The 25,331-nt window shown below is 41.8% G+C and carries 22 protein-coding genes; 11 read left to right on the forward strand and 11 right to left on the reverse strand.

Annotation, left to right across the window (positions count from 1 at the left end; all coding sequences use genetic code 11):
• Positions 1 to 143: 143 nt before the first annotated feature.
• On the reverse strand, positions 144 to 1,745 hold the full coding sequence (locus tag FQ083_RS03700) for an OmpA family protein (protein ID WP_149408883.1): 1,602 nt from the start codon (positions 1,743 to 1,745) through the stop codon (positions 144 to 146).
• 442 nt (positions 1,746 to 2,187) lie between these two features.
• The gene (locus tag FQ083_RS03705) at positions 2,188 to 3,693 is read right to left on the reverse strand and encodes a hypothetical protein (RefSeq protein WP_149408884.1); all 1,506 of its coding nucleotides are present in this window, start codon (positions 3,691 to 3,693) and stop codon (positions 2,188 to 2,190) included.
• A gap of 320 nt (positions 3,694 to 4,013) precedes the next feature.
• Here FQ083_RS03705 and FQ083_RS03710 point away from each other — a divergent pair, with 320 nt between their 5' ends.
• From FQ083_RS03710 to FQ083_RS03735, 6 genes are all read left to right on the forward strand, one after another.
• Positions 4,014 to 4,622 carry a rhomboid family intramembrane serine protease gene (locus tag FQ083_RS03710; RefSeq protein WP_133103801.1) on the forward strand — a complete coding sequence of 203 codons (609 nt, stop codon included), beginning with the start codon at positions 4,014 to 4,016 and terminating at the stop codon, positions 4,620 to 4,622.
• Between the two features lie 113 nt (positions 4,623 to 4,735).
• Entirely contained in the window at positions 4,736 to 5,680 is a 945-nt protein-coding gene (locus FQ083_RS03715; RefSeq protein ID WP_149408885.1) for a metallophosphoesterase, read from the forward strand.
• A gap of 130 nt (positions 5,681 to 5,810) precedes the next feature.
• Complete coding sequence (purE, locus tag FQ083_RS03720) at positions 5,811 to 6,371, forward strand: 5-(carboxyamino)imidazole ribonucleotide mutase (RefSeq protein ID WP_133103803.1); 561 nt, start codon at positions 5,811 to 5,813, stop codon at positions 6,369 to 6,371.
• A 241-nt stretch (positions 6,372 to 6,612) separates the two neighbouring features.
• Positions 6,613 to 7,968: a 5-(carboxyamino)imidazole ribonucleotide synthase gene (locus tag FQ083_RS03725; RefSeq protein ID WP_133103804.1), complete on the forward strand. Its 1,356-nt coding sequence runs from the start codon at positions 6,613 to 6,615 to the stop codon at positions 7,966 to 7,968.
• Positions 7,968 to 8,417, forward strand: coding sequence for a YaiI/YqxD family protein (locus FQ083_RS03730; protein ID WP_011279582.1), 450 nt, complete (start codon positions 7,968 to 7,970; stop codon positions 8,415 to 8,417). Before FQ083_RS03725 ends, FQ083_RS03730 begins: the two co-directional genes overlap by 1 nt.
• Before the next feature lie 207 nt (positions 8,418 to 8,624).
• On the forward strand, positions 8,625 to 9,263 hold the full coding sequence (locus FQ083_RS03735; protein ID WP_149408886.1) for an NAD(P)H-binding protein: 639 nt from the start codon (positions 8,625 to 8,627) through the stop codon (positions 9,261 to 9,263).
• A 130-nt stretch (positions 9,264 to 9,393) separates the two neighbouring features.
• On the opposite strand, the gene epmA is transcribed toward FQ083_RS03735, so the two are convergent.
• The 3 genes from epmA to FQ083_RS03750 all read right to left on the reverse strand — a co-directional run bounded on the left by epmA (position 9,394) and on the right by FQ083_RS03750 (position 12,867).
• Positions 9,394 to 10,416 (reverse strand): EF-P lysine aminoacylase EpmA, encoded by a 1,023-nt coding sequence (gene epmA / locus FQ083_RS03740; protein WP_149408887.1) that lies wholly within the window; start codon positions 10,414 to 10,416, stop codon positions 9,394 to 9,396.
• Between the two features lie 39 nt (positions 10,417 to 10,455).
• On the reverse strand, positions 10,456 to 11,622 hold the full coding sequence (locus tag FQ083_RS03745) for a 4-phosphoerythronate dehydrogenase (RefSeq protein ID WP_149408888.1): 1,167 nt from the start codon (positions 11,620 to 11,622) through the stop codon (positions 10,456 to 10,458).
• 105 nt (positions 11,623 to 11,727) lie between these two features.
• Positions 11,728 to 12,867 carry an AI-2E family transporter gene (locus FQ083_RS03750; RefSeq protein WP_020442652.1) on the reverse strand — a complete coding sequence of 380 codons (1,140 nt, stop codon included), beginning with the start codon at positions 12,865 to 12,867 and terminating at the stop codon, positions 11,728 to 11,730.
• A 777-nt stretch (positions 12,868 to 13,644) separates the two neighbouring features.
• On the opposite strand from FQ083_RS03750, the gene FQ083_RS03755 reads away from it, so the two are divergent.
• Positions 13,645 to 15,348, forward strand: a complete 1,704-nt coding sequence (locus FQ083_RS03755) for an NAD+ synthase (protein WP_149408889.1) — start codon at positions 13,645 to 13,647, stop codon at positions 15,346 to 15,348.
• A 243-nt stretch (positions 15,349 to 15,591) separates the two neighbouring features.
• Complete coding sequence (locus tag FQ083_RS03760) at positions 15,592 to 16,866, forward strand: hemolysin family protein (RefSeq protein ID WP_020442650.1); 1,275 nt, start codon at positions 15,592 to 15,594, stop codon at positions 16,864 to 16,866.
• Positions 16,867 to 17,092: 226 nt separating this feature from the next.
• Here the strand turns inward: FQ083_RS03760 and FQ083_RS03765 are convergent, their stop codons facing one another.
• Positions 17,093 to 17,851, reverse strand: coding sequence for a YggS family pyridoxal phosphate-dependent enzyme (locus FQ083_RS03765; RefSeq protein WP_149408890.1), 759 nt, complete (start codon positions 17,849 to 17,851; stop codon positions 17,093 to 17,095).
• A 344-nt stretch (positions 17,852 to 18,195) separates the two neighbouring features.
• Here FQ083_RS03765 and FQ083_RS03770 point away from each other — a divergent pair, with 344 nt between their 5' ends.
• Both FQ083_RS03770 and FQ083_RS03775 read left to right on the forward strand, forming a co-directional pair.
• Positions 18,196 to 19,248, forward strand: a complete 1,053-nt coding sequence (locus FQ083_RS03770) for a type IV pilus twitching motility protein PilT (RefSeq protein WP_020442648.1) — start codon at positions 18,196 to 18,198, stop codon at positions 19,246 to 19,248.
• Positions 19,249 to 19,407: 159 nt separating this feature from the next.
• Positions 19,408 to 20,529: a PilT/PilU family type 4a pilus ATPase gene (locus tag FQ083_RS03775; protein ID WP_133103813.1), complete on the forward strand. Its 1,122-nt coding sequence runs from the start codon at positions 19,408 to 19,410 to the stop codon at positions 20,527 to 20,529.
• Positions 20,530 to 20,640: 111 nt separating this feature from the next.
• On the opposite strand, the gene fur is transcribed toward FQ083_RS03775, so the two are convergent.
• Positions 20,641 to 21,075 (reverse strand): ferric iron uptake transcriptional regulator, encoded by a 435-nt coding sequence (gene fur / locus FQ083_RS03780; RefSeq protein WP_011512663.1) that lies wholly within the window; start codon positions 21,073 to 21,075, stop codon positions 20,641 to 20,643.
• A gap of 324 nt (positions 21,076 to 21,399) precedes the next feature.
• Here fur and FQ083_RS03785 point away from each other — a divergent pair, with 324 nt between their 5' ends.
• On the forward strand, positions 21,400 to 21,816 hold the full coding sequence (locus tag FQ083_RS03785; RefSeq protein WP_149408891.1) for an outer membrane protein assembly factor BamE: 417 nt from the start codon (positions 21,400 to 21,402) through the stop codon (positions 21,814 to 21,816).
• A gap of 25 nt (positions 21,817 to 21,841) precedes the next feature.
• Here the strand turns inward: FQ083_RS03785 and FQ083_RS03790 are convergent, their stop codons facing one another.
• The 4 genes from FQ083_RS03790 to FQ083_RS03805 form a co-directional block, all read right to left on the reverse strand.
• Positions 21,842 to 22,261, reverse strand: coding sequence for an RnfH family protein (locus tag FQ083_RS03790; RefSeq protein WP_149409153.1), 420 nt, complete (start codon positions 22,259 to 22,261; stop codon positions 21,842 to 21,844).
• Positions 22,249 to 23,391: a hypothetical protein gene (locus tag FQ083_RS03795; protein WP_149408892.1), complete on the reverse strand. Its 1,143-nt coding sequence runs from the start codon at positions 23,389 to 23,391 to the stop codon at positions 22,249 to 22,251. The genes FQ083_RS03790 and FQ083_RS03795 overlap by 13 nt, the downstream gene beginning before the upstream one ends.
• Positions 23,392 to 23,647: 256 nt before the next feature.
• The gene (locus FQ083_RS03800; protein ID WP_011512659.1) at positions 23,648 to 24,316 is read right to left on the reverse strand and encodes a c-type cytochrome; all 669 of its coding nucleotides are present in this window, start codon (positions 24,314 to 24,316) and stop codon (positions 23,648 to 23,650) included.
• A gap of 342 nt (positions 24,317 to 24,658) precedes the next feature.
• On the reverse strand, positions 24,659 to 24,994 hold the full coding sequence (locus tag FQ083_RS03805) for a c-type cytochrome (RefSeq protein WP_011512658.1): 336 nt from the start codon (positions 24,992 to 24,994) through the stop codon (positions 24,659 to 24,661).
• Positions 24,995 to 25,331: the final 337 nt, after the last annotated feature.

A 25,331-nucleotide genomic window follows, 5' to 3' on the forward strand; every position in this document is an offset into this window, starting at 1 on the left:
TTTTAGAATATTTTGACTATACATCTAATAAATGGCAATCAAGTTAATTTGATATAGAAGAATAGACAAAACAAAAACCGCACCTTGATTAAGATGCGGTTTTTCTGATTTATAGTTTAATTCAATGTATCTTAACGCTTCGCTTAATTGGTTGCAGCTGGATCCAATGCCGTACCACGGCTAGCATCATCAGCATCTGGCATTAAATCATCGTTGTCACTGTCTAATGGATTTAGGTCTGGATCAAGCGCATCACTATTAATCGCTAAGCCATCATTGGCCGTAGTCGTTTCGTCATAGACCACAAACTCGATACGGCGGTTACGGAAACGACCTTGATCTGTCGTATTGTCCGCTATAGGATCGGTCTCACCCATACCTTTGGTCATAAGCTTGCTCGAATCAACACCTTGCGCGACTAAATACGCCTTCATAGCCTGCGCACGCTCTTCTGATAGCTTTAGATTATAAGCAGCATCCGCTGTTTTGTCAGTATGACCAATAATCATCAGTGTCATATTGGGCACTTGCTCCATTAGCTTCACAGCGCGATCTAATAGCGCTTTATTGGCGTCAGGAATCACCGCTTTATCTACTTCAAAATTGACCACTTGTAGACTTAAGGCGCGAGCGACATCACGAGGATCTGGGTTCTGACCCAAGTTATCCATTGCCGCCTCAGATGCTGTTAAGCTATCAGCAATCTCAGTTTGCTCATTCAGTGGACCTTCAGCAATAACTGTCATCGCTGGCGCAGCAGCTTGTAAATCAGATACCAATTTGGTTAAAGCGGCAGTATCAGCAGCATTGACCGTAATCGTATCGCCTTTAACCAACATACTGGCATTTGGGACATTTTTAAAAATAGGTAAAATAGTGGCAAGCTGCGCAGTCGCTGGCATATCAATTGAGAAATTATCATCGACATCTGCACGGCAATTATTGGCGGCATCACCAAACACGCCAGTCAGCGCAGTCATGACATTGCTCTGTAGCGTGTCATTACCCACATCCATACGGCATGCATATAGCTCACTATTTTCACCAGTAGCAATACGCAAGGATGCTGGTGTAATATCACCTGCAACTACCTGCCCATCACTATCTGCGGCTTGTTGCTCTGTCACAACAGGCTTGCCGACCGGCTCAGGCTTATCTTGACAGCCTCTTAATAGCGCCCAAGCTAAAGCCCCTAAAATAATCAAACCGATAATAGGTAACAGCGCCTTCATAAAGCTGCCATCTTTTTCTGCTTCGCGCTGTAGCGGCGCGGTGCTCACAGTATCTGATATATGCGTACCAGTAGAAACAGGAGCAGCAGCAATCACGCCAATAGGCAATACAGCCGTTGCCCATACGGGAATATGACGCTGATAACTGTCAATATTTTCGTTTAAAAATTGCGGTACTGGCGTCGTACCTGCCAAATTTTTGATTTCATGATAAGCAAGCGGGGCTGCCATGGCAATTAAGCCACGAGCAGCCGTAACATCGACGTTATGCTTACCGGCAAGCTCGCGAGCGATTTGATCGCGATGTGCGTCTTCTGTCCATACACGATCATAAAAACCTTGATCATCACGAGCAATCGTTTCATTGGCAAAACGGTCATGGGTCTGATTGTCTGCTAGACGCGCCGCAAAAATAGCATAGAACTGTTCAAGTAAATTTTTCTTGGCGGGATTGTGATCGTCTCCAAGTACCGCTGGACTGACTGTCCGTGTCAAATGACTAATAATATCCATAGCATCCTTCCTCGATTCATCATTATTTTATGTGACTTGTTTTATATCGTTTAGGCGCTCAAAAAAAAGCGCGTTATGTCAGTGCTAATCTATAACAGTAGTAATCTAAAATTTAATCGTCTGAAATAACACCTAGCCACGCTATAAAGTGGGCAATGACCAGATTCAGCTTTCGTCATTATAAAAGTATTAAGAAGGCGTTCACAATCAACGCGCTGTTGTGCAAATGCTACAATAAGTAATATTTCAGTTGTTACTCGTAACTATGATGCCTATAAAGTAAAAATTGCGAATCTACATTCAGCTCAACGTTAAATTTCACTATTAGAACAGTGCCAATTAAATATTGCCTAAAAAACTGCTTATTATGGGAAACAAAAAAGTGCCTTATAGAATATAAGACACTTTTTAACGTTTTATAGTCTTTAAAAATGTTAGTGACTTATCTTCTGACTTGAGCAGGTTCAACCACAATGACATTGTTTGCCATGTCGTCCACTTCAGATAAAGAGATAGAGCCATTTGAACCTGAAGGCGCGTTATTAAAATTATTAGTATTATTATTTCTGACAGGTGCTGGCATCACACTATCGTTGGTCTCATCGTCTAGTGCTTGATATTCCACATTATTAGCGTTGTTGTTAGCAGGCGCATTCTCAAATTGATTATTAAAATTATTGGTCGCCATACCTTGTTGCTCTACGATACCATTATTCATATCATTAGGGTTGCTAGGTAATGGTAGTGGTGCAGTACTCTCAATCATCATCGATGGTAGCAATGTACGCATATCTGTCATTAAGCGCTGTAGCTGCATAGCATCAGGCGCCTCTACCGTGATGCGATCATTCTGTAATTGTAAGCGTGCAAACGGCGCTGCTCTCAATAATGTCAGCACATTAGGTAATACCTCTATTGGCATATTGGCAACGCTGCTTGCAACGCCTTCTTTGACAGTTAACTGACACATCCCTGCCTGCTCACCAAAGCTGGTATTGAGCGCCTGTTGTAATAGGCTTTGTAGCGCGACATCGCCCACTGACCCACTACAAGTATAAAGACTGCCATTGTTATCCACCCCAACTATGAGCTCAATTGGCGTTACCACTTGTACGGGCGGTTCAATCACAGGCGGCACGACAACTGGCATTGTCACCGCAGCCTCTACTAGCGGCGTGTCATTTGGCTTGATTAATAATGCCCACACAAGTCCAATAGCGGTCACTGCCCCTAGTAATACAAATGTCCATAGCAACATATCATTGCGTTGATTACGGGTACGTGTTTTTTCTCGGCGTAGGCTGCTATTTTCTGCCAAATGATGCTCTGCTGGACTGACATGAATCGAATCAGTGCTGAGACGCTCATCTAAAGTTGGTATCGGCGATTCTGCTGTGAAACTCGGTGAAGCGAGAATATCGACAGCGGCGGGCTTGTAGTTATTTAAAGCAACAGCTGGTATCACAGTCCCTGCCAATACTCTCTGGCTCTGAAACAGCTCATCATCAGTATGCTGCGGCGCGCCAATGATAGGTGCGGACCATATCGGCAAATAAGGGCGCAATGAGGCTTGTTCACCTTGCAAAAAGGCTGGCAAAAACTGTCCATTAGCCAGTATTTTTAACTCTTGATAGGCCAGTGGCGCGGCATTTATCAGCAGCTGCATCGTCGTAAACTCATCAATATGATGGGTCGATGCCAGCTCTTGAATCATCAACCGACGTAAGCTTGCGGTTTGCCAAAGTTGCTCAAATAACGGCGGTTGTGCGACATTGTCATTGGTAACGGTGGCATCAATACGCAATAACTGTGAGTAAATATGTGGCAATGCCAAACGCGATACCAAAATCGCATAAAATTGTTCCAATAAGCTGACATGGGAGACGCTACCATTGTTGCCCAATATAGCTGGGGTCACCGTTTGCTCTAGTTGATCGATGATACTCATAAGTTACTGCCTCTGTCAGCGTTAATGTTACATATATAGTCGATATATTTTGATTGGTCATAGCATCAGTCGTTACTGTCAGTATACGAAGCATTACTCACTGTCACTCGTACGATGTTATATTATTCAATATAACCAAGCATTAAAGCACAATTTTGTCGCATATTGGTTTTTGCATGATAATCGCTGCTACTATTATTAAGATAAATACGTAACTGTTTATTATTCATCTTTGGATGACAATAACCAACACAACCTATGTTATAAGTATTGCCTTACTTATCACTGCTATCTATCAGACCCAACCTAAGGACTATCCTTTGTTTAACCAGACGACGCTTATCATTATTATTACGGTTATTGTCAGTCTATTGGCGTGGCAAAACAAAGCAGTGTTTAATCGACTGATTTTTTATCCCCCAGCAGTGAACAATGGTCAATGGGATCGCTTTGTGACTCATGGATTCATCCATGCTGACAGCATGCACTTGCTCTTTAATATGTTCACTTTATACTTTTTTGGTCGTGCCATTGAGGGCTTATACCAAAAGTTTTTGTTCGGTTATGGCTTTCTGCTTTTCTATGTACTGGCTATTATTGTTGCGATGATTCCAAGTTATATTAAGCACAAGCAAAGTGCCAGCTATTTAAGCCTTGGCGCGTCAGGCGGTGTCTCTGCTGTATTGTTTGCGTTTATATTGCTTGCTCCTTGGGAAAAAATCTATCTGTTTGCGATCATCCCTATTCCCGCTATCTTATTTGCAGTGGCCTATGTCGCTTACAGTATCTATTCTGATAAACGCGGCGGCTCAAACATCAATCATATGGCCCATATGTGGGGCGGCGCGTTTGGGGTGATAGCCACGATTGTTCTAGAGCCACAAGTCCTGCCGCATTTTCTAAATGCGCTGTTGTCGCCGGGGTTTTAAAAATACTTGACTGAAAATAACAGTAACGAACCAAGAAAACACGGATAACAGTAAATATCATTTTCACAAGACCGCTTTTACACCCTTTTATATTTAAGATTTGAAAATTTATTATGATTATAGATGTTATCGGCGATATTCACGGCTATGCAGACAAGCTGGTTGGATTGTTACAGCAACTGGGTTATATACATAATGGTCAGTACTTTGTGCCGCCTTCTGGTCATCGTGCCCTATTTATTGGAGATTTGATTGATCGCGGCTCACAGCAGGTAGCGACATTAGAAATCGTTTTTGCCATGCTCGATGCCGATGTCGCTGATGCAGTGATGGGCAATCATGAATATAATGCTCTCGCCTTTGCCACCCTCGATCCTGATGATAGCAGTCAATATCTGCGCTCACATAATGAGATACATACCCGCCAGCATGAGGCGTTTTTGGCAGAAGTACCCTTTGGTTCAGAGACACATCAATATTGGCTACAACGCCTATATGAGATTCCTTTGTGGCTTGAAACTCACTATGCCTGCTTTGTACATGCTTGTTGGGATGTCGACAGCATGGCGATATTGCAGCCGTTATTGACAGAGAGCAATTGCCTGACAGTCCATGGGCTGATCTCGACTTCTAGAGAAGGTACTGTAGAATTTGATGCGTTAGAGCGCGTGTTAAAAGGCGTTGAAACGCCGCTGCCTAAAGGCTTAGTGATGGTCGATAAAGAAGGCACTAAGCGCACGCGCGTACGAGTACGCTGGTGGCTTGATAAGCTGAATACACGCAGTCTTCATGAAATAGCGCGCGCACCTTTATCGGCATTGGCACAAATTCCTAAAGATGTATTGGCTGAAAATATTGACTTCACTCTGAAAACCCACAAGCCTGTCTTTGTTGGTCACTATTGGCTAACGGGCGACCCTGAGCCGTTAAGTTCACAAGTTGTCTGCACTGATTATTCGGCAGCCATCGATAGTGGTTATCTGACCTGTTATCAACTCGATAGTGAGCAGCCTTTACCGTTGAAGACCAGTCATTTTATCCAACATCGTCACGATTAAGAGGCTCACATACTTGGCTATCTTTGAGATGAATGATGTTTTATATGCGTGATTTGGCATTAAAGCGCAAACTTGGCTTTACGAATGCAGCAAAATTTTTGTATGATGGTCTTTTTGAGGATATCAAAGCATGAGCACCACATCAGCTACGGTTAACGCTATTGGTCAGAACGCACCTGTCACTTCCCCTGTTGGTCAACCAAAAGTTGGCATTATCATGGGTTCGCAGTCTGATTGGGCGACCATGAGCGCAGCAGCACAATTGCTTGCAGACTTTGATATCGCCTTTGAGTGTGAAGTAGTATCAGCACATCGTACGCCGGACAGATTGTTCGATTATGCCAAGAACGCAAAAGGTAATGGCTTGCAAGTGATTATCGCTGGTGCTGGTGGCGCCGCTCACCTGCCTGGTATGTGCGCCAGTCAAACGCCGCTGCCTGTGTTTGGTGTACCCGTAAAATCCTCTATGCTGAGTGGTTGGGACAGCTTACTGTCTATCGTTCAGATGCCTAAAGGTGTGGCAGTTGGTACGTTAGCGATTGGATCAGCTGGCGCTTATAATGCTGCGCTGCTTGCGATTCAAGTGTTGGCGTTACATGATGAATCGATTGCTACTAAGCTTGATCATCTGCGTCATACCCAAACCGATACTATTCTTGCCAGTCCAACACCCGGTATTATTAATACTTAGTATTTAAGTTGAGCGACTGGAAAATAATTATTATATTTACCATTTTTATCGTTCATTTTAAATATAAGCGGGTTTACTTGATATTTATTTTTAGATAAGTTTTACTAAATACAAGGTGCATACAATGCACCTTTTCCTATTTTAACTCGTTAGACTTTTATACCCTTTATAGCCATATGCATTTATATTTTTATATATTGAAGCATTCAACCCCTTGTTTATTTGAATCAAAGAGCCTGCCATGACTATAGCGAACGCTTACCCTGTTACTCAAACCATTCGCACCATCGGTATTTTAGGCGGTGGTCAGCTTGGCATGATGCTGGCACAAGCGGCTATGCCATTGGGCTATCACTGTGTATTTTTGGAAGACAGCGCTGACTGTCCGGCCAGTCTATATGGACGCGTTTTTAGCAGCGAGCAATTAGATGCCTTTATTGAAGCAGCTGACGTCTTCACTTTGGAGTTTGAAAATACCCCAACTGCTACCGTTCAGCAACTAGCAAATCTATCAAAATCTGGCAGCAAACAAGGCATGTTCCCGCCAACGATTGCCCTAGATATTGCGCAAGATCGCCTAAAAGAAAAACAGATGTTTAATTCGCTTGATATCGCAACGGTACCTTTTGTGTCTGTTAGTTCAGAGGCGGAATTACAGCAAGCTTGTAATGATCTTGGATTGCCTATTGTCCTAAAAACTAGCCGAGGCGGTTATGATGGCAAAGGTCAGTTTGTGATTAGACAAGACAGCGATATCAAAGCAGCTTGGCAAGAACTAAAGGATGCAGTTACGGGTAAAGGCTCACTGACGCAAACGCCAGCGCCATTGATTGCTGAAGGTTTTATTCACTTTAGTCGTGAGCTTTCTATCATCGCCGCACGAGGTCAAAACGGTCAGGTACGCTGTTATGATTTGGTCGAAAACCATCATCATCAGGGTATCTTGGCTAAAACCCAAGCACCAGCTATTGGTACCAGTCATTTATTCAAACAAGCAACTGATGCTATTACCAACGTCATGAATCATTTGGGCTATGTTGGGGTTATGGCGCTTGAGCTATTTGTGACCAAAGACGCTCGCGGCAATGATACTCTACTTGCCAACGAGATAGCGCCACGCGTGCACAATTCTGGTCATTGGAGTATTGAAGGTGCTGTCACCAGCCAATTTGAGAATCATATTCGTGCCGTAGTCAATCTGCCACTAGGCGATACTGACAATGTTTATCCAGCAATTATGATTAATGTCTTGGGGCAATATCCTGATATCAGCGAAGTGCTCAATATCGACGGCGTGCATTATCACAGCTATCATAAAGCGGAGCGCGATGACCGTAAAATTGCCCATATTACCTTGATGCCCAATGATGTAGCTGACTTAGAGCCTGCATTGGCAAAGCTGGTCGCCGTACTGCCTAATAAAGTTGGTCTTGATAAAAAGGTAACGTCCATCAATAACCCGATAACAGCGGAAGATGATCTAATTACTGCTAAAGTAAAGGCTGACGCTGAAAATAGAGAAAGCTTAGCAAATGATGATAATGAGCAACAAAATTTTGAGTCAACCAACTCTAAAGCAGAGAAGGCTAAGAAATAATGCAGATTTGGGTAGATGCAGATTCAGTGCCTTTGATTGCCAAAGACTTGATTATTAAGACCGCTGAGCGTACACAAACGATGGCGATATTTGTCGCCAATCAGCCAATCAAACTGCGTAAATCGCCTCTACTGGTGATGACTGTCGTGCCCTCTGGCTTTGATAAAGCCGATGATTATATCGTTGAGCAGATTCAGCCGGGTGATTTGGCGATTACCAGTGACATCCCTTTGGCCAATGACATTTTGGACAAAGGTGGCATGGTACTGACAACACGCGGTGTGGTCTATGACAAAAACAATATTAAGCAAAAGCTCAATATGCGTGATTTTATGGACACCATGCGTGGTACTGGCGTGCTTGAGCTGCAAGAGATGAGCGGACAAAAACCTTATGGCGATCGTGATAAAAAAGCCTTTGCCGATGGGCTAAACAAATTGGTACGCTAATCTTTTATAAATAACGTTCTCTCTATTATTTCAAAACCACTATACGCGCTTTGCTTCCTTGCAAACCGTATACACTCTATAACCAAACACTATGCAATCGGCACGCTTCATAACGAAGCGTGCTGATTTTTCTTGTTACGCTATATTCGATGTGTAAAGAAATCCGTTTTTCAAACGACGATAACATGAATAAAAACAGGAATGATTATGAAAATTTTAGTAATTGGCGCAAGTGGTCGAGTGGGTACTGATTTGGTTAAGCAACTATTAGCAGATAACCACCAAGTGATCGGTACCACCCGTCAGGAAGAAATGTTATTTCAAGATCATAATTATAGCCAATTAGATTTGGATATCACTGCAAACAAGGATGCAATTCAACAGCAAATTGATCAAGATATCGATGCTGTCTATTTCGTTGCTGGGTCTGGCGGCAAAGACGTCTTAGAAGTCGATTTACATGGGGCGGTTAAGACCATGCAAGCCGTACAAGATAAAGGTATCAAACGCTATATCATGCTAAGTACCGTCTTTTCGTTAGACACCAGTAAATGGGACAGTTCAGCTATTGAAAATTTAAAAGAATACTATATCTGCAAGCATTACGCTGATCAGTGGTTAATCCATAATAGCAGTCTTGATTACACCATCGTACAAGCAGGAGCGTTAAAAGAGCGAGCCGCTACTGGAAAAATTACCATCAATGATGATAATTCCGGTGAGAACTCAATCGAAGATGTCGCAACTACGCTAGCTGCTGTACTTAATGCAGACAATAGCATTAATACCGTATTTAGTATGCATAATGGTGAGACAAACATTGCTGAGGCTATTGCAAAATTATAATGGCGCCTCGTACTAATTAGTTATAAATAATATGACAGATAAAAAAGCGAGTAAGTCAAAAGGCTTACTCGCTTTCTTAGTATAGGCTTGTAAAATAAGGAGCGACTATGTTAAATCTGTCGAAGAGCGACTAAGCCGAACCACTAGGAAATGAGATAACTTCTTCTAAGCTCGTTGCATCTGTCAACACCATCAGCAGCCTATCTAAACCAACAGCAATCCCGCTACAAGGTATCAAATCATCAGACGCTGCTATTAAGTGCTCATCAATAGGCATTTGTACTAACTTATGACGCGCTCTCAATTGGTTGTCCTGCTCAAACCGCTCTCTCAACGCCTGCCCGTCTGCTAGCTCATCATAAGCGTTGGCAATCTCGATTCCTTTGATATACAGCTCAAAGCGTTTGGCAACTTTATTCCCCTCTTTATCAATAGCGGTTTTTGCTAAAGCAGCTGTCGCAGGCGGATATTCAATAATCAATGTCGGCAAATCGTGACCCAAATTTGGCTCAACAGCATGGCTAAACAATAAATCTAGCCAACTTTGACGACGGTCTTGTTCGCTATCGCAGCTCTCTGCACTACTAAAATCAAATCCTATCAGACCTTTGTCTTCTGCCACGGCTTGTAATGCTGCTAGACTAGCGGTCAGCGGATGAATGCCAACAAAATCCATAAAAGCATCAACGTAGCGATAATGACTCATGATTATCGGATGACCATAGACCAGCTCTAACAACTCACCAAGCTCTGCTGCTAGATCATCCAGACTATAATTTGGCTGATACCATTCCAGCATGGTGAATTCGATATTGTGCCGCGCCCCGATCTCATTATCTCGAAAGACCGGACAGATTTGATAAATGGGCACCTGCCAGCTGGCAAGCAAACGCTTCATGGCAAACTCAGGTGACGTATGCAGATAATAAGTATAAGGCTTGTCTTGATACGTGACCTGTGCGGCTACGGATTGCAAAAAGGTATCGGTATTGCCTGCTTGCGATAATAGTGGCGTCTGCACTTCTAATACTTGACGCATAGCAAAAAACTGACGAATGACACTCATTAATTTCGCACGCTGCTGCGCCATTGCAAGGGTCATCGTTGGGGCATAGCTTAGATTAGATAAAGGCTGATTATTGGCTTTACTCATGACTGGTTACAGTGCCTCATAAATCATAAAAACAGATAATTAAATAGTCACACTGATTGTTTGTGCTTGCCATTCACGGCGCAGATGGTAATCACGGCGTAATTGATCAAAATCTGAACCTTTAACTTTACCGTTGGTTACTTTATTTCTTAATGCCGCATCGTCTTTTTTAATGTCATAAAACTTTTGCAATCTGTCTGGGTGTTCTTTTAGCTCAAACCATAGATAAGTATTGAGTGGTAGTAACTGATGCATCGATAATACAGGTAGTACTGCCAATTTTTCACACAAGGCGTCATAAATAATTTGCGTGCCACGCAGCTTGCCTTCTAAGGTATAACCAGCAATATGCGGAGTGGCAATAGCAAGCTTAGAGAGCAAACTCTCAGAAATCTGCGGCTCATGTTCAAACACATCCAATACCACTTGGCGTTCAGTCGCATCGATATCGGCTTCTAGGGCAGCGGCATCAATCACAGGTCCGCGCGCACTATTAATCAGCATAGTATGCGGCGACATCAGTGCCAAAGTTTCTGCATTAATTAAATGACGCGTTGGATAGTCGCTGACATTATTGCTAATGCTAATGCTGTTGCTAACTGCATCTTGCGCATCCGTATCTTTTTTATCCGTTAAAGGGACATGTAAACTTACTATGTCGCTTTGGCTCAATACCTGCTCAAGACTAGCGTTATTGATATCGGATGTGGCTAATAAAGGGTCATAACCCAATATCTTCCAGCCTAAATCATTGGCATACTGAGCTAGCGTACTACCGATATTACCAAGTCCGATGATGCCCAATGTTAATGGCTTCGTGGATTGCTGCCAATACTGTGGGCGTAAAGTTAATATAGCATTCACTACGTATTGTGCGACTGAATGCTTGCTACAGCCAGCGGCATTGGCAAAGGTAATATTGCGTTCTGCCAAATATTCTTGATCGACATGGTCAGTACCAATGGTCGCAGAACCAACGAATTTGACGCTATTATTATCACTTAATAGTGATTCATTTATTGAAGTGACAGAGCGTATCAACAAAACGTCAGGCTGCACATCTGCCATTAATTGTGCATTGATATCACGACCAGCAACACGTATGACCTGCACCTGTTGCTCAGTATTTTGACCCAGCGCTACAGGATTAAAGAACTCATCAAGGCTCGCGATATTACTATCAGCCACAATAGTGAGATTTTTCATCGTATCTACCTTGTTTTTCATCGTATTCGCTACCGTTTCATTGAATCTGGATAATCTTATATATGACTTTAAGCGCTTTAGATGATTGCTTTACTATAAACGCACTTATAAAAGTGTGTCTTGGCTCGGCTGATTCACTTTAATCAAACTTTTACCTTGATCCAGCTCTTCTTGTTGGGCAAACAGATCATTTTTATGCTGTGATATCCATTCACGCCATACCGCAAGTCCGATTGCTAGTACCACAGGACCAATAAATAAACCCACAAAACCAAAAGCCGTCAGACCGCCCAACACCCCAATAAAGATAATAATAAAAGGAATTTTGGTCGCACCACTAATAACGATCGGACGGATAAGGTTATCAACCCAGCTAATCACTAAAATACCCCACAGTGCTAAGCCGATACCTTCAACCGTATGCCCTTGGCTCAATAACCAAAGTGAGACACCGCCCCAAACAAATGGGGTACCAAATGGAATGAGAGCAATGATAAACGTTACAATCGTCATTAAAATAGGACTCGGTGCACTGGCAAAATAATAGCCAATACCAGCAAGCAATGCCTGTGCTAATGCGGTCAGACCGATACCGTAAACCACCGCACGCGTGGTAGTACCGACAGAGTCAATATAACCGTCGATACGATTACCGATAATATTACGCAGCGCTTGTCGAATTTGGCGAACCAAGCTGGTGCCATCGCGATAAAAGAAGAACAACGTCATAAGTGCCATACCAAGTTTGGCAAGACTGCTGAACACGACGTCAAAGGCAATTTTTCCGTAGTACAGATGCGACTGTACCCAAAGACGAAAAGCCTCTAGCGTCCCTTCAGGGTTTTTATTGATGCGCCAAAGCACATCTTTGACCTGCTGTCCTATTATCGGCAAATCTTTGACAGAATCAGGCACGTCCAGATAACCCACTTTAATACGATAGACCAAATTACTGATCAGGCTTAACGCTTCTTGCTGTAAGATAAAAATACCGGCTACCAAGGGCACGCCTATCATCAAAGTAATACTGACGGTCATAATCGCTGCACTAAAATTTGAGCTAAATCTGACTCTTTGATGAAAAAAGTTATAAATAGGAAAAGTCACATACGCCAAAATCGCTGCCCACAGTGCCGGTACAATAAAAAACTGCACCACTTGAAAACACAGCACAAACAGCACGACCAATAAGGTGATTGCCAGCAAACGCTGAATAATAAATTCTTTTGTCCAGTTTTCAATCATAGCGTGCAAACCAAGGGTGACCAGCAGAAACCTAATGAGGTTCTACTATAAAATTTATAAATGGGTTGTTTAAATCACAGATTATGTTTGTAATTTTCATCCATTAGCGAAGATTTTGAGCAGTACAGATTTGGATAAAATATCTGCTTTTATAAGGTTAATTAGGCTAACAGCAAAAAACTATTATGCAACAAGATTATCCAAATAAATAACGCTATGTTGTAACCTTTACTTACAACTTTCTTGGGAGCAAATTTGTTAGTGCCTGTATCGTCATTGAGGTTGATTGCCAAAACCTATGGAACATAATTATCTTAACAAAAACATCATCAATATGCGCTTTTTAAGCACTTTTATATCTGCTATCTAGAGAGCTAAATCACTGGCTGGTTCTATTAGTAACATCAATTGATGTTATACTAAAGGGATTGATTTACGCTTTCAAATGACGCTCTGTTGGTTTGGCTTTATTACTTTTATTGAGGTAAGCCCTTAGCGTCTATAAAACACATCTCGTCTGTGATCTTACTCTAGATGGTATTTAGCATTATTTTTAGAGCAGTGCTGCATAAATTGAGAGGGCACATTTGCATGACATTCATGCCTATACATGTTTGATGCTCATGATATTGATGCACTATTTAAACATCTTATTTTGAGTAAATGATTTTAAATACATATTTTGAGTCGTTTTCGGAAACATATTTTCATTTGGTTTTATTTGAAACCAAGAAATATATAACAGATTTAAATAACCTATTGATAGGAACAATAACAATGTCAAAAGACACTGCAAAAGATACCGATAACCCCAACCTTACCGCTTCCAATAAGGGCAACCAAGCTTCAAAATCGCAAGATAGCGTTACGTTTGCCCTAGCCCAATCCCACTTCTTAGTTGGCGATATCAAAGCCAATGCTGAAAAAATGCGCACCCTAGCACTGCAGGCACGCGAGCAAGGTGCTGATGTCATTATTTTCCCAGAGCTGGCCTTATTGGGCTATCCGCCGCAAGATTTGTTGCTACGTCCTAGTCTTTCAGGACGTATCAAAAGCGCGTTGTCTACACTAAGCGACATCGATGATATCGTCATGATTGTGGGCTATCCGCATGTTGATCATCATGGCACCTTTAACTCAGCCGCTATCTTGCATAATGGTCATCAAAAGGGCTTTTATCATAAGCAAATTTTGCCAAACTATGGCGTATTTGATGAGCGCCGTTATTTTGATAAAGGACGTAATCAAGTCTTATTTGATTATAAAGGTATCACCATTGGTCTGCTGATCTGTGAAGATTTATGGGAAAAAGGTCCTATTGCCGAGCTCAAAAAGCAAGGCGCTGACCTTATTGTGAGCTTAAACGCTTCACCATTTGAGATAGAAAAACAAGATACTCGCAAAACAATGCTGACCAAGCGTAGCCGTGAAAACAACTTACCTATCGTTTATCTTAATGCCGTTGGCGGTCAAGATGATTTGGTATTTGACGGTGGCTCTATGGCCATTCAAGCAGACGGCAGCGTCGCACATGAAGCCTCACGCTTTATGAATCAGTTACTACTGGCAAGCTTTGATGTAAAAACAGCAAAATTTGATACACAAGCAAAAGCACCTTTATCATTAAGCCGTGAATCAGAGATGTACCAAGCATTGGTCGTAGGCTTACGCGATTATGTCAATCTTTCAGGGTTTACTGGCATCATCGTTGGTTTATCAGGCGGTATTGATTCAGCATTGACACTATGTATCGCGGTCGACGCACTGGGTGCTGACAAGGTCTATGCAGTCATGATGCCTTATGAATACACTTCTCAAATCAGTTTAGAGGATGCGCAAGCTCAAGCACGCCGTCTCAATGTCTCTTATACCGTTTGTCCTATCTTTGATGCAGTCGAAGGTATCCGTCATACGCTTGCGCCACTATTCAACAAGTCGCCAGCTGATACCACCGAAGAGAACATCCAAGCACGTGCACGCGGTGTGGTACTTATGGCATTGTCTAATAAATTTGGGCATTTGGTCATCACGACTGGTAATAAATCAGAGCTAGCTGTTGGCTATTCAACCTTATATGGCGATATGGCAGGCGGTTTTGACGTCTTAAAAGACGTGTATAAGTCACAAGTTTATAAATTGGCCAGCTATCGTAATCGTTTAGAAGATACGCCTGTTATTCCTGAGCGCGTCATTACTCGTCCACCATCTGCTGAGCTACGTCCTGATCAAAAAGACCAAGACAGCTTGCCTGATTATGATGTTTTAGACGGTATCTTGATGTCTTATATCGACGAAGATATGGGCTATCAAGATATTATTAATAAAGGGTTTGATGCTGATTTGGTCGCCAAGGTTATCCAAATGGTCGACAATAGTGAATACAAGCGCTCGCAGGCACCGATTGGTACTAAGATTAGCCATAAAGCCTTTGGTCGTGAGCGCCGTTATCCACTCGTCAATAAATGGTCAATAAAAGGCTAAGCCTTGATACTGAATTTATCAAAAACCTTTTAGAGCCATTTTTTAAAGGCTTGATAAATTTAAGTTTTTATCTAATATCATAAAATTGTTTTATAATTAGCTGGGTGCTTGCCCAGCTTTTTTAGTTTTTGTGCCTAACTAAATGCTAATAACTAAATGCCTTTTACCTCAAAACCTACCAATTATTATCTTCAATCATTACTGTAAATCTATCTACCTTATCTATTTCTATCCGAGTATGTCATGAGCTTGCTAACCGCTGGTGTGTTTATTTTTATATTAATTGCGCTAAGCGCTATCGTTTCTAGTTCGGAGCTGGCGCTTGCCTCCGCCCGAAAAATCAAGTTGCAAGTCATGGCCAAGGAAGGCGAAGTACGAGCACTCGATGTACTCAATATGCAAGAGCAACCCGGCAGCTTTATTACCGTGGTACAAGTGGCGCTCAATGCAGTGGCTATCTTAGCAGGGGTCATTGGCGAGTCAGCCATTAGTCCATATTTACAGCAGCTTTTTGGCAATGAGACTGCCGCGTCGGTGGTGTCATTTATCTTAGTCACCAGTGTGTTTGTGTTGTTTGCAGACTTGATGCCCAAGCGTTTGGCCATGTCCAACGCTGAACCTATCGCGGTCAAGATGGTTCGACCGATGATTTTCTTTATTTTTATCTTTAAGCCGATTATTTGGGTGTTTGATGGGGCGGCAAATTTACTATTTAAACTCATAGGCGTGTCAACCGTACGACAAGATGAAATGACGTCAGAGGATATTTATGCGGTGATGGATGCAGGTGCGGAAGCTGGTGTTATTAAGCATCAAGAGCATCATTTGATCGAAAATATCTTTGAGATGCAAGAGCGAACCGTAACCTCAGTCATGAATCCGCGCGAGCATATTGTCTATTTTGATACTAAAGCCAGCACCGAAGAAGTGGTTGCTGTGATGATTAAGCAGCCGCATAATAAATTCTTGGTCTGTAACGACGATGACTTAGAACATATCATCGGTTATGTAGAATCACGCAGCTTTTTAGCCTCAGTACTTGAGCAGCAAGAAGTGTGTTTAACAGACAAAGCGTTGCTAAAACCTGCTCTGTTTATTCCCGATACATTATCGTTGTTTGAAGTATTGGAAACGTTTAAATCAACGGGTGCAGATTTTGCCGTCATTGTAAATGAGTATGCATTAGTGGTTGGGGTGATCACGCTCAAAGACGTAATGAGCATCGTGATGGGCGAGCTGGTTACTTTAGAGGAGCAACCGATTGTCCAGCGTACAGATAACTCTTGGCTAATTGATGGCATGACGCCCATTGAAGATGTGATTCGCTCATTAGGCATGGTCAATTTACCGCATAGCCAAAATTACGAAACCATTAGCGGTTTTATGATGTATATGCTGCGTAAAATTCCTAAAAAGACAGACTGTGTCGAGTATGCCAATTATCGTTTTGAGATTATCGCCACTGACAATCTTAAAATAACTCAGCTACTGGTGACAAAGTTTGAAGATGTGATTTAATTCATTTAATACGTAATGTAATTTATGAGTACTGTCAGGGTTGGCTTTATAATAATTTTTATCCTCAAGCGTGCGGACTATAGTTAATTCCAAATAAAACAGATACGTTATATTCCAACGCAGTACTGGTATAAATTTTTCTAGCGTGCTGTGACTACGCTGACAGAGGCTGCATAAAATTCATCCCAGTCCTACTGTATCGTTTTAATATTGAATTCACTATATATCAAGCACGCGCACCAAATATCGCCGTGCCAACACGTACCATGGTCGTGCCACTAGCAATCGCATCAGTCATATCATCACTCATACCCATACTCAGCGTATCCCATTGACTGAGCTCAGGATGGGTACGCTTAATGTCGTCAAATAGTTGTTTGGTGCGCTTAAAAGCATCTGTGTTTGCCTTAGCAGGAATAATCATCAACCCGCGCAATTGCAAACGTTCATAATTTTTAATTGTTTTTAACAATTCTGGAAGCTGCTCTGGCAGACATCCCGACTTACTGTCTTCATTATCAATATTAATTTGGATCAAGATGTTTAAAGGTAGCAGCTCAGCAGGACGTTGGTCGTTAAGACGCTTGGCAATAATGTCACGCTCAAGCGTTTGTACCCAATCAAAATTCTCAGCAATATCACGGGTTTTATTACGCTGAATGCTTCCAATATAGTGCCAGACAATATGCTTACATCCTACTTGCTCACGTAGCAACTGTATTTTTTCAATCGCTTCTTGTAGATAGTTTTCACCAAAATCATGCTGACCTTGACGTGCCAATGTTGCCACCATCTCAGCAGATTTGGTTTTGGACACCGCAAGCAAAGTTACACTGCTCGGCGCTCGCAACGTTTGTTCGCATGCCTGTACCACTTGCGTCTTTACCTGCTGCCAGTTCTCAGTTAGATGTTGAACTTCTGCTTCATCATTATTGCTAAGATTGATTGCGACATTTTTAATTAATTGCTGAGAAGACATATTCATAAAAACTCTTGTTGATATAGTGAGTTCGAAATAAAAGACAGCTGATTGTATCGATGCTTTATTACTATGCGAAAAATCAGTCAGTCTATATTACTATGCGAAAAATCAGTCAGTCTATTTTTGCATTTTATGCAGTTAGTAGATGGTTAAATCAGTACAGTCTTGTTATGATATTGTTACATGGTTTAACATATGCTACTAAAAGCTCTAGCAATAGTAACAATTATAGTGACGCCTAACCTATTTTAATGAGGTTGGCTCAAACAATGTCATAGAACCTTGTTTATCGCCTGCTTTCTATGTTGATTTTGGCACACTTTATTTATTGATAGGAATATCCGATTATGGCTGAACAAAATTTAAGCATTGAAGATCTGCTGCGTTTTACCGTCAAGCATAAGGCTTCAGATTTACATATTTCAGCCGGTATGCCTGCGATGATTCGAGTCGATGGCGAGATGACGCGAATTAATATGCCAGAGATGAGCCACAAGGTGGTACATCAGCTCATTTATGACATCATGAATGATAGACAACGAGCCGACTTTGAAGAGTTTTTTGAAACCGATTTTTCTTTTGAGATTCCAAATCTAGCCCGTTTTCGGGTAAACGCATTTAATCAAAATCGCGGTGCAGGCGCCGTCTTTCGTACGATTCCCTCCAAAGTTCTAACGATGGAAGATCTAGGTATGGGCGAAGTGTTTAAGCGTGTTTCAGACTTTAAACGTGGCGTGGTGTTGGTCACTGGTCCAACCGGCTCAGGTAAGTCGACCACGCTAGCTGCCATGATTGATTATATCAATGAAACCCGTAAAGAGCATATTTTGACTATCGAAGACCCGATTGAATTTGTTCATGAGTCCAAAAAGAGTTTGATTAACCAGCGTGAAGTCCATCGCGATACCTTGGGGTTCGAGCCAGCATTACGCTCGGCGTTACGTGAAGATCCGGACGTTATTCTGGTTGGTGAGCTACGAGATCTTGAGACCATACGCTTAGCGCTCACTGCCGCTGAAACCGGTCACTTAGTTTTCGGCACTTTGCACACCAGTTCCGCTGCCAAAACCATTGACCGTGTTATTGACGTCTTCCCTGCTGCTGAAAAAGACATGATTCGAGCGATGCTATCAGAGTCACTACAAGCCGTTATCTCGCAAACATTGTTACGTCGTCAAACAGGCGGGCGAATTGCCGCCCATGAGATTATGTTAGGTACGCCCGCTATTCGTAACTTAATACGAGAAAATAAAATCGCTCAAATGTACTCTTCTATCCAAACTGGTGCTGGTGATGGCATGATTACTCTTGATCAAACTCTTAAAAATCTTGTAGCGAGAGGCACAATTAGTAAAGACGTTGCACGACCTTACGCTAAACAGCCTGAAGCATTCTTATAATATAAATATTATCAGGCATTCTGACTAAAGTAATAGACTAATCATTGCAGCTATCTAAGCAATCATTCTTTAGGTTAATGGTCATCTTGTGCAAAAAAAGTTTATTTAAGCAGGTTTCACTCTATTTATTGCACATTTTCTTGCACATATAGGTACGTTATGGACATTGATAAACTTTTACAATTGATGATTAACAAAAACGGCTCCGACCTTTTTATCACTGCTGATGTCGCCCCTTCCATGAAAATCAATGGCAAAATACTGCCGGTTGGTAAAACGCCTTTAACTGCTGAGCAGACTATGAGGCTGGTTAAAGGCGTCATGACAGTCAATCAGCAAAAAGAGTTTGATGAGACCAACGAGTGCCAGTTTGCGATTACTGATCAGGCGCAACAAGCACGTTTTAGGGTCAGTGCCTTTATACAACGTGATATGGCAGGGATGATTTTACGGAAAATCGAAAATAATATCCCTACTGTCGAGGAGCTACGCCTGCCCCCCTCTCTAAAAGAGCTGGCAATGAAAAAGCGTGGTATTATTTTATTAGTAGGTGCAACCGGCACGGGTAAATCAACCACCCTTGCGGCAATGATAGGACACCGCAATCAAAACTCGCATGGTCATATTATTACCATAGAAGATCCTATCGAGTTTGTCCATAAGCATCGTGGCTGTATTATTACCCAGCGCGAAGTCGGTATCGATACCCACTCTTTTGAAGCCGGTCTAAAAAACACCTTGCGCCAAGCGCCAGATGTGATTTTGATTGGTGAGATTCGCAATCGTGAAGTCATGAGTTACGCGATTCAATATGCTGAAACGGGGCATTTGGTATTTGCAACCTTGCACGCCAATAATGCCAACCAAGCAATCGACCGCATTATTCACTTTTTTGAGACCAGTCGCCATAATCAATTGTTTATGGATTTATCGCTTAACTTGCAAGCCATTATCGCGCAGCAGTTGATTCCAACGCCTGACGGTAAGGGACGCCGCGCTGCTATTGAAATTTTATTAAACTCACAGCTGATTAGCGATTATATTCGTAAAGGTGAGGTGCACGAAATCAAAGATGTCATGACACGCTCACGTGATAGCGGTATGCAGACATTTGACCAAGCACTGTTTGATCTATATGAAAACGGTGAGATTACTTATAAAGAAGCGATTCTTCATGCAGACTCTCCCAATGATTTGCGCTTAAAAATCAAACTCAGCAGCAAAAATGGCGTGGCAAACTTAGATGAAGGCGCGGATAGTTTATCGTTAGACATTACTTAATGATGTATTTTTAACGATAATTATTATTTTTTATGCCTAAGAAACCGTTATAAAAAAGCCCTCATCATATATAAGGGCTTTTTTAATTTTATCTCATCGATAAGTTGATGCTTACTTGACGCTGTCCTTACAGGCTTGGTCATCACAGATACCGTATAGTACCAATGAGTGACCTGATAACTTAAAGCCATGCTCTGCTGCTACTTTAAGCTGTTCTTCTTCAATCACTTCATTATGAAATTCGACAATCTTACCGCAATTATCACAAACCAGATGGTCGTGATGCTCTTCTTGGGTAATCTCAAACACGGATAAATTGTTTTCAAAGTTGTGACGCTCGACAATACCTGCCTGCTCAAACTGAGTCAGCACGCGATAAACGGTCGCTAAACCCACATCCTCGCCTTGCTCAATTAGCGCCTTGTAGACCTCCTCTGCGCTCATATGATGCAGCTTTGCGCTCTCAAGCAGCTCTAGGATTTTGATACGCGGTAACGTTACTTTTAGACCCGCTCTACGTAAGTCTTGATTGGTAAAAGAAGCCATAATATCCCTTCTGACTATGAAAGTCTTAGCAAATAAGTTCAAAAAACATAAGGTAAATAATCATTAGTAGTGATGAATAGTTAATTGTAAAAAATCATCCTCATACAAAATCAGTCACTATCAAATATATTTCCAGTACATTTTTTCTAAAAAATATGATTATAAGTATATGAATTTAAAATATTAATAATAAATGATGCAAGCGCACATTTGGTAAATAATGTCGTAAGTGGTAGGCAATTGCAAGTAAATGACGTATCATTTATCCAAGATTGTCGGTAAGACCAGCATCTACTGTGCTTAGCCGTACCTAACCCATTTTTTATGAGTCATCTTACCATGATAAAGACCCTAAATTTACGTCCGCTTCATTCTTCAAGCGTATTACGCAAGATTGTCATTACCAGCATATTGGGCGCCGCTGTTACCATGTCTGGCTGCTCGTTACTGAGTGTTTATAAGATTGATTTGCCACAAGGGACGCCTATTACTCAAACCCAAGCACAAAAATTACAAGTGGGTATGAATCAAAATCAGGTACTTTATCTTCTTGGTAGCCCAGCCATTAGAGATACCTTAGAGCCGAACCGTTGGGACTATATTTATGACTATCAAGCAGGGACTGAAGGTCAACGTAAAGGTATCACTGACGTTAAAAACGCCAGTCAGCATCTAAAAGTTTATTTTAATAATAATGGCATAGTGACTCGCATTCAGGGTTTAGAGTCTCTACCTAAATAATCGCTTCGATAGCGAGCTTTAATCCTCAGACTCGAGATTTAATTTTGCGCTGAGACATAGGATCAGCGCTTAAGCTTCTATATACCTCTATCCGATCAAAAGGCTGCAATTGATAGTTAAGTGGCTGTTTTTGCGCATAGATGCCAACGTGCCAACGTTTGGCTGTCGGCACTACCACATCAATCACCTCATCGCACCATTTTGCTAGTCCTTCAAACTGTATCAACCAACCAGCTTTCTTCAATGCTGCATATAAGGTTGTGCCATCAGCTACTGACAAGGTTAGATAATGCTGACTCTGTGCATCTTCAGCATAGGCTAAATATACCGTTATCATAATAGATTGTAGAACAGTGCCTTGCTGAAAGTTGTCTTGTTGAACGTTGTCTTGTTGAGCACTATCCAGTTTATTAACTTGAACCTCATCAGCTGTTAGCTTAACCACTGCATCACCCAACCTATCAAGGCTAATAAGAGTGCTACGGGCACAATCAAACGTATCGCCACACGCCATAAATTATAAAAAGCTTCATTGCCAAAGTTTAAAGACTTGCGCAAATGACTGATTTTCATCTGCCATCCTGCAAAAACTGACAATAACAATACGGCTATCGTACTGATGATAACCAGTATACCTACCAGCCAAATAGTCGGTATGGCAACGACCAACACTATCGCTATGACAGCCGTTATGACCAAACTGACCAGCAGTCCAAACTTATGCACGAGCTGCTGCGTACTATAATGTAGCAAGTAACTGGCGACAAAAATTACTCCTGCCCAATACAGTAGCTGTCCGATTGGTGGTAGCGTCATACCACTGATAAATAAAGCCACCATCCCTACCAATAATTGTAATATCCAAATCGGTAGCACCAGCTTGGTTGCTCGATATTCGTTTGACGCCTGAGCACGAGAAGGATTTTGAGCATAGTGATTGTCTACTCCCACCGCTGTTACCGCTTGCTTAGTGATACGGTTTTGACCAAACCAATATAAGCCTGTACCTGCGCCAACACTGACAAGTGCTAGTGCAACTGCTCGTGCCCATTCTCCTAAGCTGATATTGGTCATCGCAAAGGTAATATTTGGCAAACCGTTTGCTACCCCAAATATCAATCCAATAAGCATTAATCCCAAACCAATTGGTAAGGGTGTCACACCCAACAAGCTTAACAATGCGGCAATGACCATCAAGCCTGCGGCAACCGCAAAGCTTGGCACTTCAGGTGTGCTATTTAAGTCTGTAAGTGCAGTCAATATACCCGTGCTAGCACCTGATATCACAAGCGCTGCAATGATTATGGCTACTAGGGCAGCAAGCCAACCAAAGCCACGCCACAAGGCGCTGGCATCTGCCTCTCGAGTGAGCTTTTGCATACCCGCCAAAGGTGCTTCAGCACTACGATAAGCCAATGCTATCTCAGCATAAATGACCGGTAGCGAGACCAGCACCATAGCCAAGAGCCACAACAGCCAAAAATCAATCTCTCCTATTGACGCCGGTGCAAACCAGCGAAAAAGCAATAATGGTAGCAGCGCTGCAATAAAATAAGAAGCATAGCGAATCATCATAATTTACATCCAAGCGATTCAAGGTGAGTAACATTGAGTAATATTAGTTAAGCATAAATAGCTTTTAAGCTTTTAATCGTCAAATTGATATATAGGCGATTTATTTTTATAAAGTAAAGTACTACTAATATGCCATTATATAAGGACTGACAGTTATAAAAAAACCCCGAAATCGGGGTTTAATAACTCAGTTAAAACGAATACAAGCAGCGCTCTTATCGATAATGTGAATAAAGCAAACCGACTTTATCTGATATTAGTGAATAGCACTCACATAATCTGACAAGATACGGATATCACGATCTGACAGTTTAGAAGCAACGGTCTGCATCATGCCCATCTCGCCTTCTTTTGCAGCATCATTGACACGCTTTTGCTCGTCGCTATCGATATCATCTACACGACCAGCGGCACGGAAAAGCTTTAACTGGGTGGCAATATATTCAGCATGCTGTCCACCTAAACGTGGAAATGCTGCCCATACGTTACCCGCTGCGTCTGGACCATGACAGCCCGCACAACCGATGACACCGCGTGACTTATCACCACCTAAAAATAACTTGCTGGCTTCTTGCGTGGTTGCAGGATTACCGAACGCCACACCCCAAGGTTTCTGGCTTGAGTAATAACCTGCAACGTTGGCTAAATCTTGCTGCGATAAATTGGCCACTTGCGACTGCATGATACCGTTTTTGCGGTAGCCTGCTTTAAAATTGACCAATTGCTTATATAAATACTTAACGTTTTGACCACCAAGATTTGGCTGGGCAGGCACAGGGCTCACACCATCAACACCATGACAAGCAGCACAGACAGTTTCTGCAATTTGTTTGCCGGCATTAAGATCATATTCAGGAACAGTGATAGCAGCTTGTACGCTGAAACTTGCAACACATAAGCTGGCGGCAGCGATTAACTTTTTCATTGATACAAATCCTACTAACTCGATGTAAGCATTGTTTAGAGTGATTGCATTATGTAGACGCATTATATTCACAAAGCCATTATTTAGTTGCTAAGCCGTATATTCTATCGTCTTTATCACAAGCAGCACGAAAGTACTTACTAATATCAGGGTTTATTTTGGATTATTATAGCAAGACTTTTTACTATTTGCCTACTTAATCGTAGCATTGGGTAGTTTTCCCCCTTACTGACTCAATCTCTGGTTTATAAAGGGCAAAAAGCGCAAAAGGTTCTAGACCCTTGCGCCTTATTTATATGTCTTAGCAAATAGCTAATAAAGATTTAATAGATGTTTGGCTAATTATTTGCTCATATATTCAATCAGCTTACGATAGTCATCATTGCTACAATCTTCGCACAACCCACCAGCTGGCATCTGAATCATACCATTTTTGACCGAACTAATAAGTGCAGGCATGCCTTTTTGTTTTATTAGCTGCTGCCATTTGGCACTATCGCCTTTTTTAATCGCATTCAAGGCACCGCTGTCATGACACGCAGCGCAGGACTCATTATAAGTCGTTGCAGTACTAGCCGCCCCTGCACCAGTTATCATAGCTGCACTAATGATAAGCGCGCTAACACTGCTGGCTAAAAAGCGATTACCTTTGGCAAAAATCATAGTCATCGATAACATAAGACACCTCCATTGGCTCATTCGTCCAGACGTTTGCTTCATTGCTTCTGTGCCTTAACATCTGTGAATAAACCTATTCTGATAGAGATTGTAACAATATATGTCAAATTAATATATATGAATATAGTTTAACTTTGTTAATACGCTTGGATAAGGAATGGAGAAATGAGTTATTAGCCGCCTATCAATTACACCTCTACTGTAATTAATATGCGGCTAATAACCGTTATTTCAATAACTAAGCGCATTAATAGTATAGAATAGTCAGTAATTTAAAACCCTTATTTTATGAAAGGTTGATAGTTGGTTATTAGTAGCCAAAGATGCTGTGCTATTG

This window comes from Psychrobacter sp. ANT_H59, assembly GCF_008369225.1.
Classification (GTDB): domain Bacteria; phylum Pseudomonadota; class Gammaproteobacteria; order Pseudomonadales; family Moraxellaceae; genus Psychrobacter; species Psychrobacter cryohalolentis.

Excerpts from the sequence above, each read along its gene's own strand:
- FQ083_RS03800 (WP_011512659.1), bottom strand. The coding sequence starts at position 24,316 with ATGAAAAAGTTAATCGCTGCCGCCAGCTTATGTGTTGCAAGTTTCAGC.
- FQ083_RS03715 (WP_149408885.1), top strand. The coding sequence starts at position 4,736 with ATGATTATAGATGTTATCGGCGATATTCACGGCTATGCAGACAAGCTG.
- FQ083_RS03755 (WP_149408889.1), top strand. The coding sequence starts at position 13,645 with ATGTCAAAAGACACTGCAAAAGATACCGATAACCCCAACCTTACCGCT.
- FQ083_RS03765 (WP_149408890.1), bottom strand. The coding sequence starts at position 17,851 with ATGAATATGTCTTCTCAGCAATTAATTAAAAATGTCGCAATCAATCTT.
- FQ083_RS03750 (WP_020442652.1), bottom strand. The coding sequence starts at position 12,867 with ATGATTGAAAACTGGACAAAAGAATTTATTATTCAGCGTTTGCTGGCA.
- fur (WP_011512663.1), bottom strand. The coding sequence starts at position 21,075 with ATGGCTTCTTTTACCAATCAAGACTTACGTAGAGCGGGTCTAAAAGTA.
- FQ083_RS03770 (WP_020442648.1), top strand. The coding sequence starts at position 18,196 with ATGGCTGAACAAAATTTAAGCATTGAAGATCTGCTGCGTTTTACCGTC.
- FQ083_RS03795 (WP_149408892.1), bottom strand. The coding sequence starts at position 23,391 with ATGATGATTCGCTATGCTTCTTATTTTATTGCAGCGCTGCTACCATTA.
- purE (WP_133103803.1), top strand. The coding sequence starts at position 5,811 with ATGAGCACCACATCAGCTACGGTTAACGCTATTGGTCAGAACGCACCT.
- FQ083_RS03775 (WP_133103813.1), top strand. The coding sequence starts at position 19,408 with ATGGACATTGATAAACTTTTACAATTGATGATTAACAAAAACGGCTCC.
- FQ083_RS03730 (WP_011279582.1), top strand. The coding sequence starts at position 7,968 with ATGCAGATTTGGGTAGATGCAGATTCAGTGCCTTTGATTGCCAAAGAC.
- FQ083_RS03805 (WP_011512658.1), bottom strand. The coding sequence starts at position 24,994 with ATGTTATCGATGACTATGATTTTTGCCAAAGGTAATCGCTTTTTAGCC.
- FQ083_RS03705 (WP_149408884.1), bottom strand. The coding sequence starts at position 3,693 with ATGAGTATCATCGATCAACTAGAGCAAACGGTGACCCCAGCTATATTG.
- FQ083_RS03725 (WP_133103804.1), top strand. The coding sequence starts at position 6,613 with ATGACTATAGCGAACGCTTACCCTGTTACTCAAACCATTCGCACCATC.
- FQ083_RS03785 (WP_149408891.1), top strand. The coding sequence starts at position 21,400 with ATGAGTCATCTTACCATGATAAAGACCCTAAATTTACGTCCGCTTCAT.
- FQ083_RS03760 (WP_020442650.1), top strand. The coding sequence starts at position 15,592 with ATGAGCTTGCTAACCGCTGGTGTGTTTATTTTTATATTAATTGCGCTA.
- FQ083_RS03700 (WP_149408883.1), bottom strand. The coding sequence starts at position 1,745 with ATGGATATTATTAGTCATTTGACACGGACAGTCAGTCCAGCGGTACTT.
- FQ083_RS03735 (WP_149408886.1), top strand. The coding sequence starts at position 8,625 with ATGAAAATTTTAGTAATTGGCGCAAGTGGTCGAGTGGGTACTGATTTG.
- FQ083_RS03745 (WP_149408888.1), bottom strand. The coding sequence starts at position 11,622 with ATGAAAAATCTCACTATTGTGGCTGATAGTAATATCGCGAGCCTTGAT.
- epmA (WP_149408887.1), bottom strand. The coding sequence starts at position 10,416 with ATGAGTAAAGCCAATAATCAGCCTTTATCTAATCTAAGCTATGCCCCA.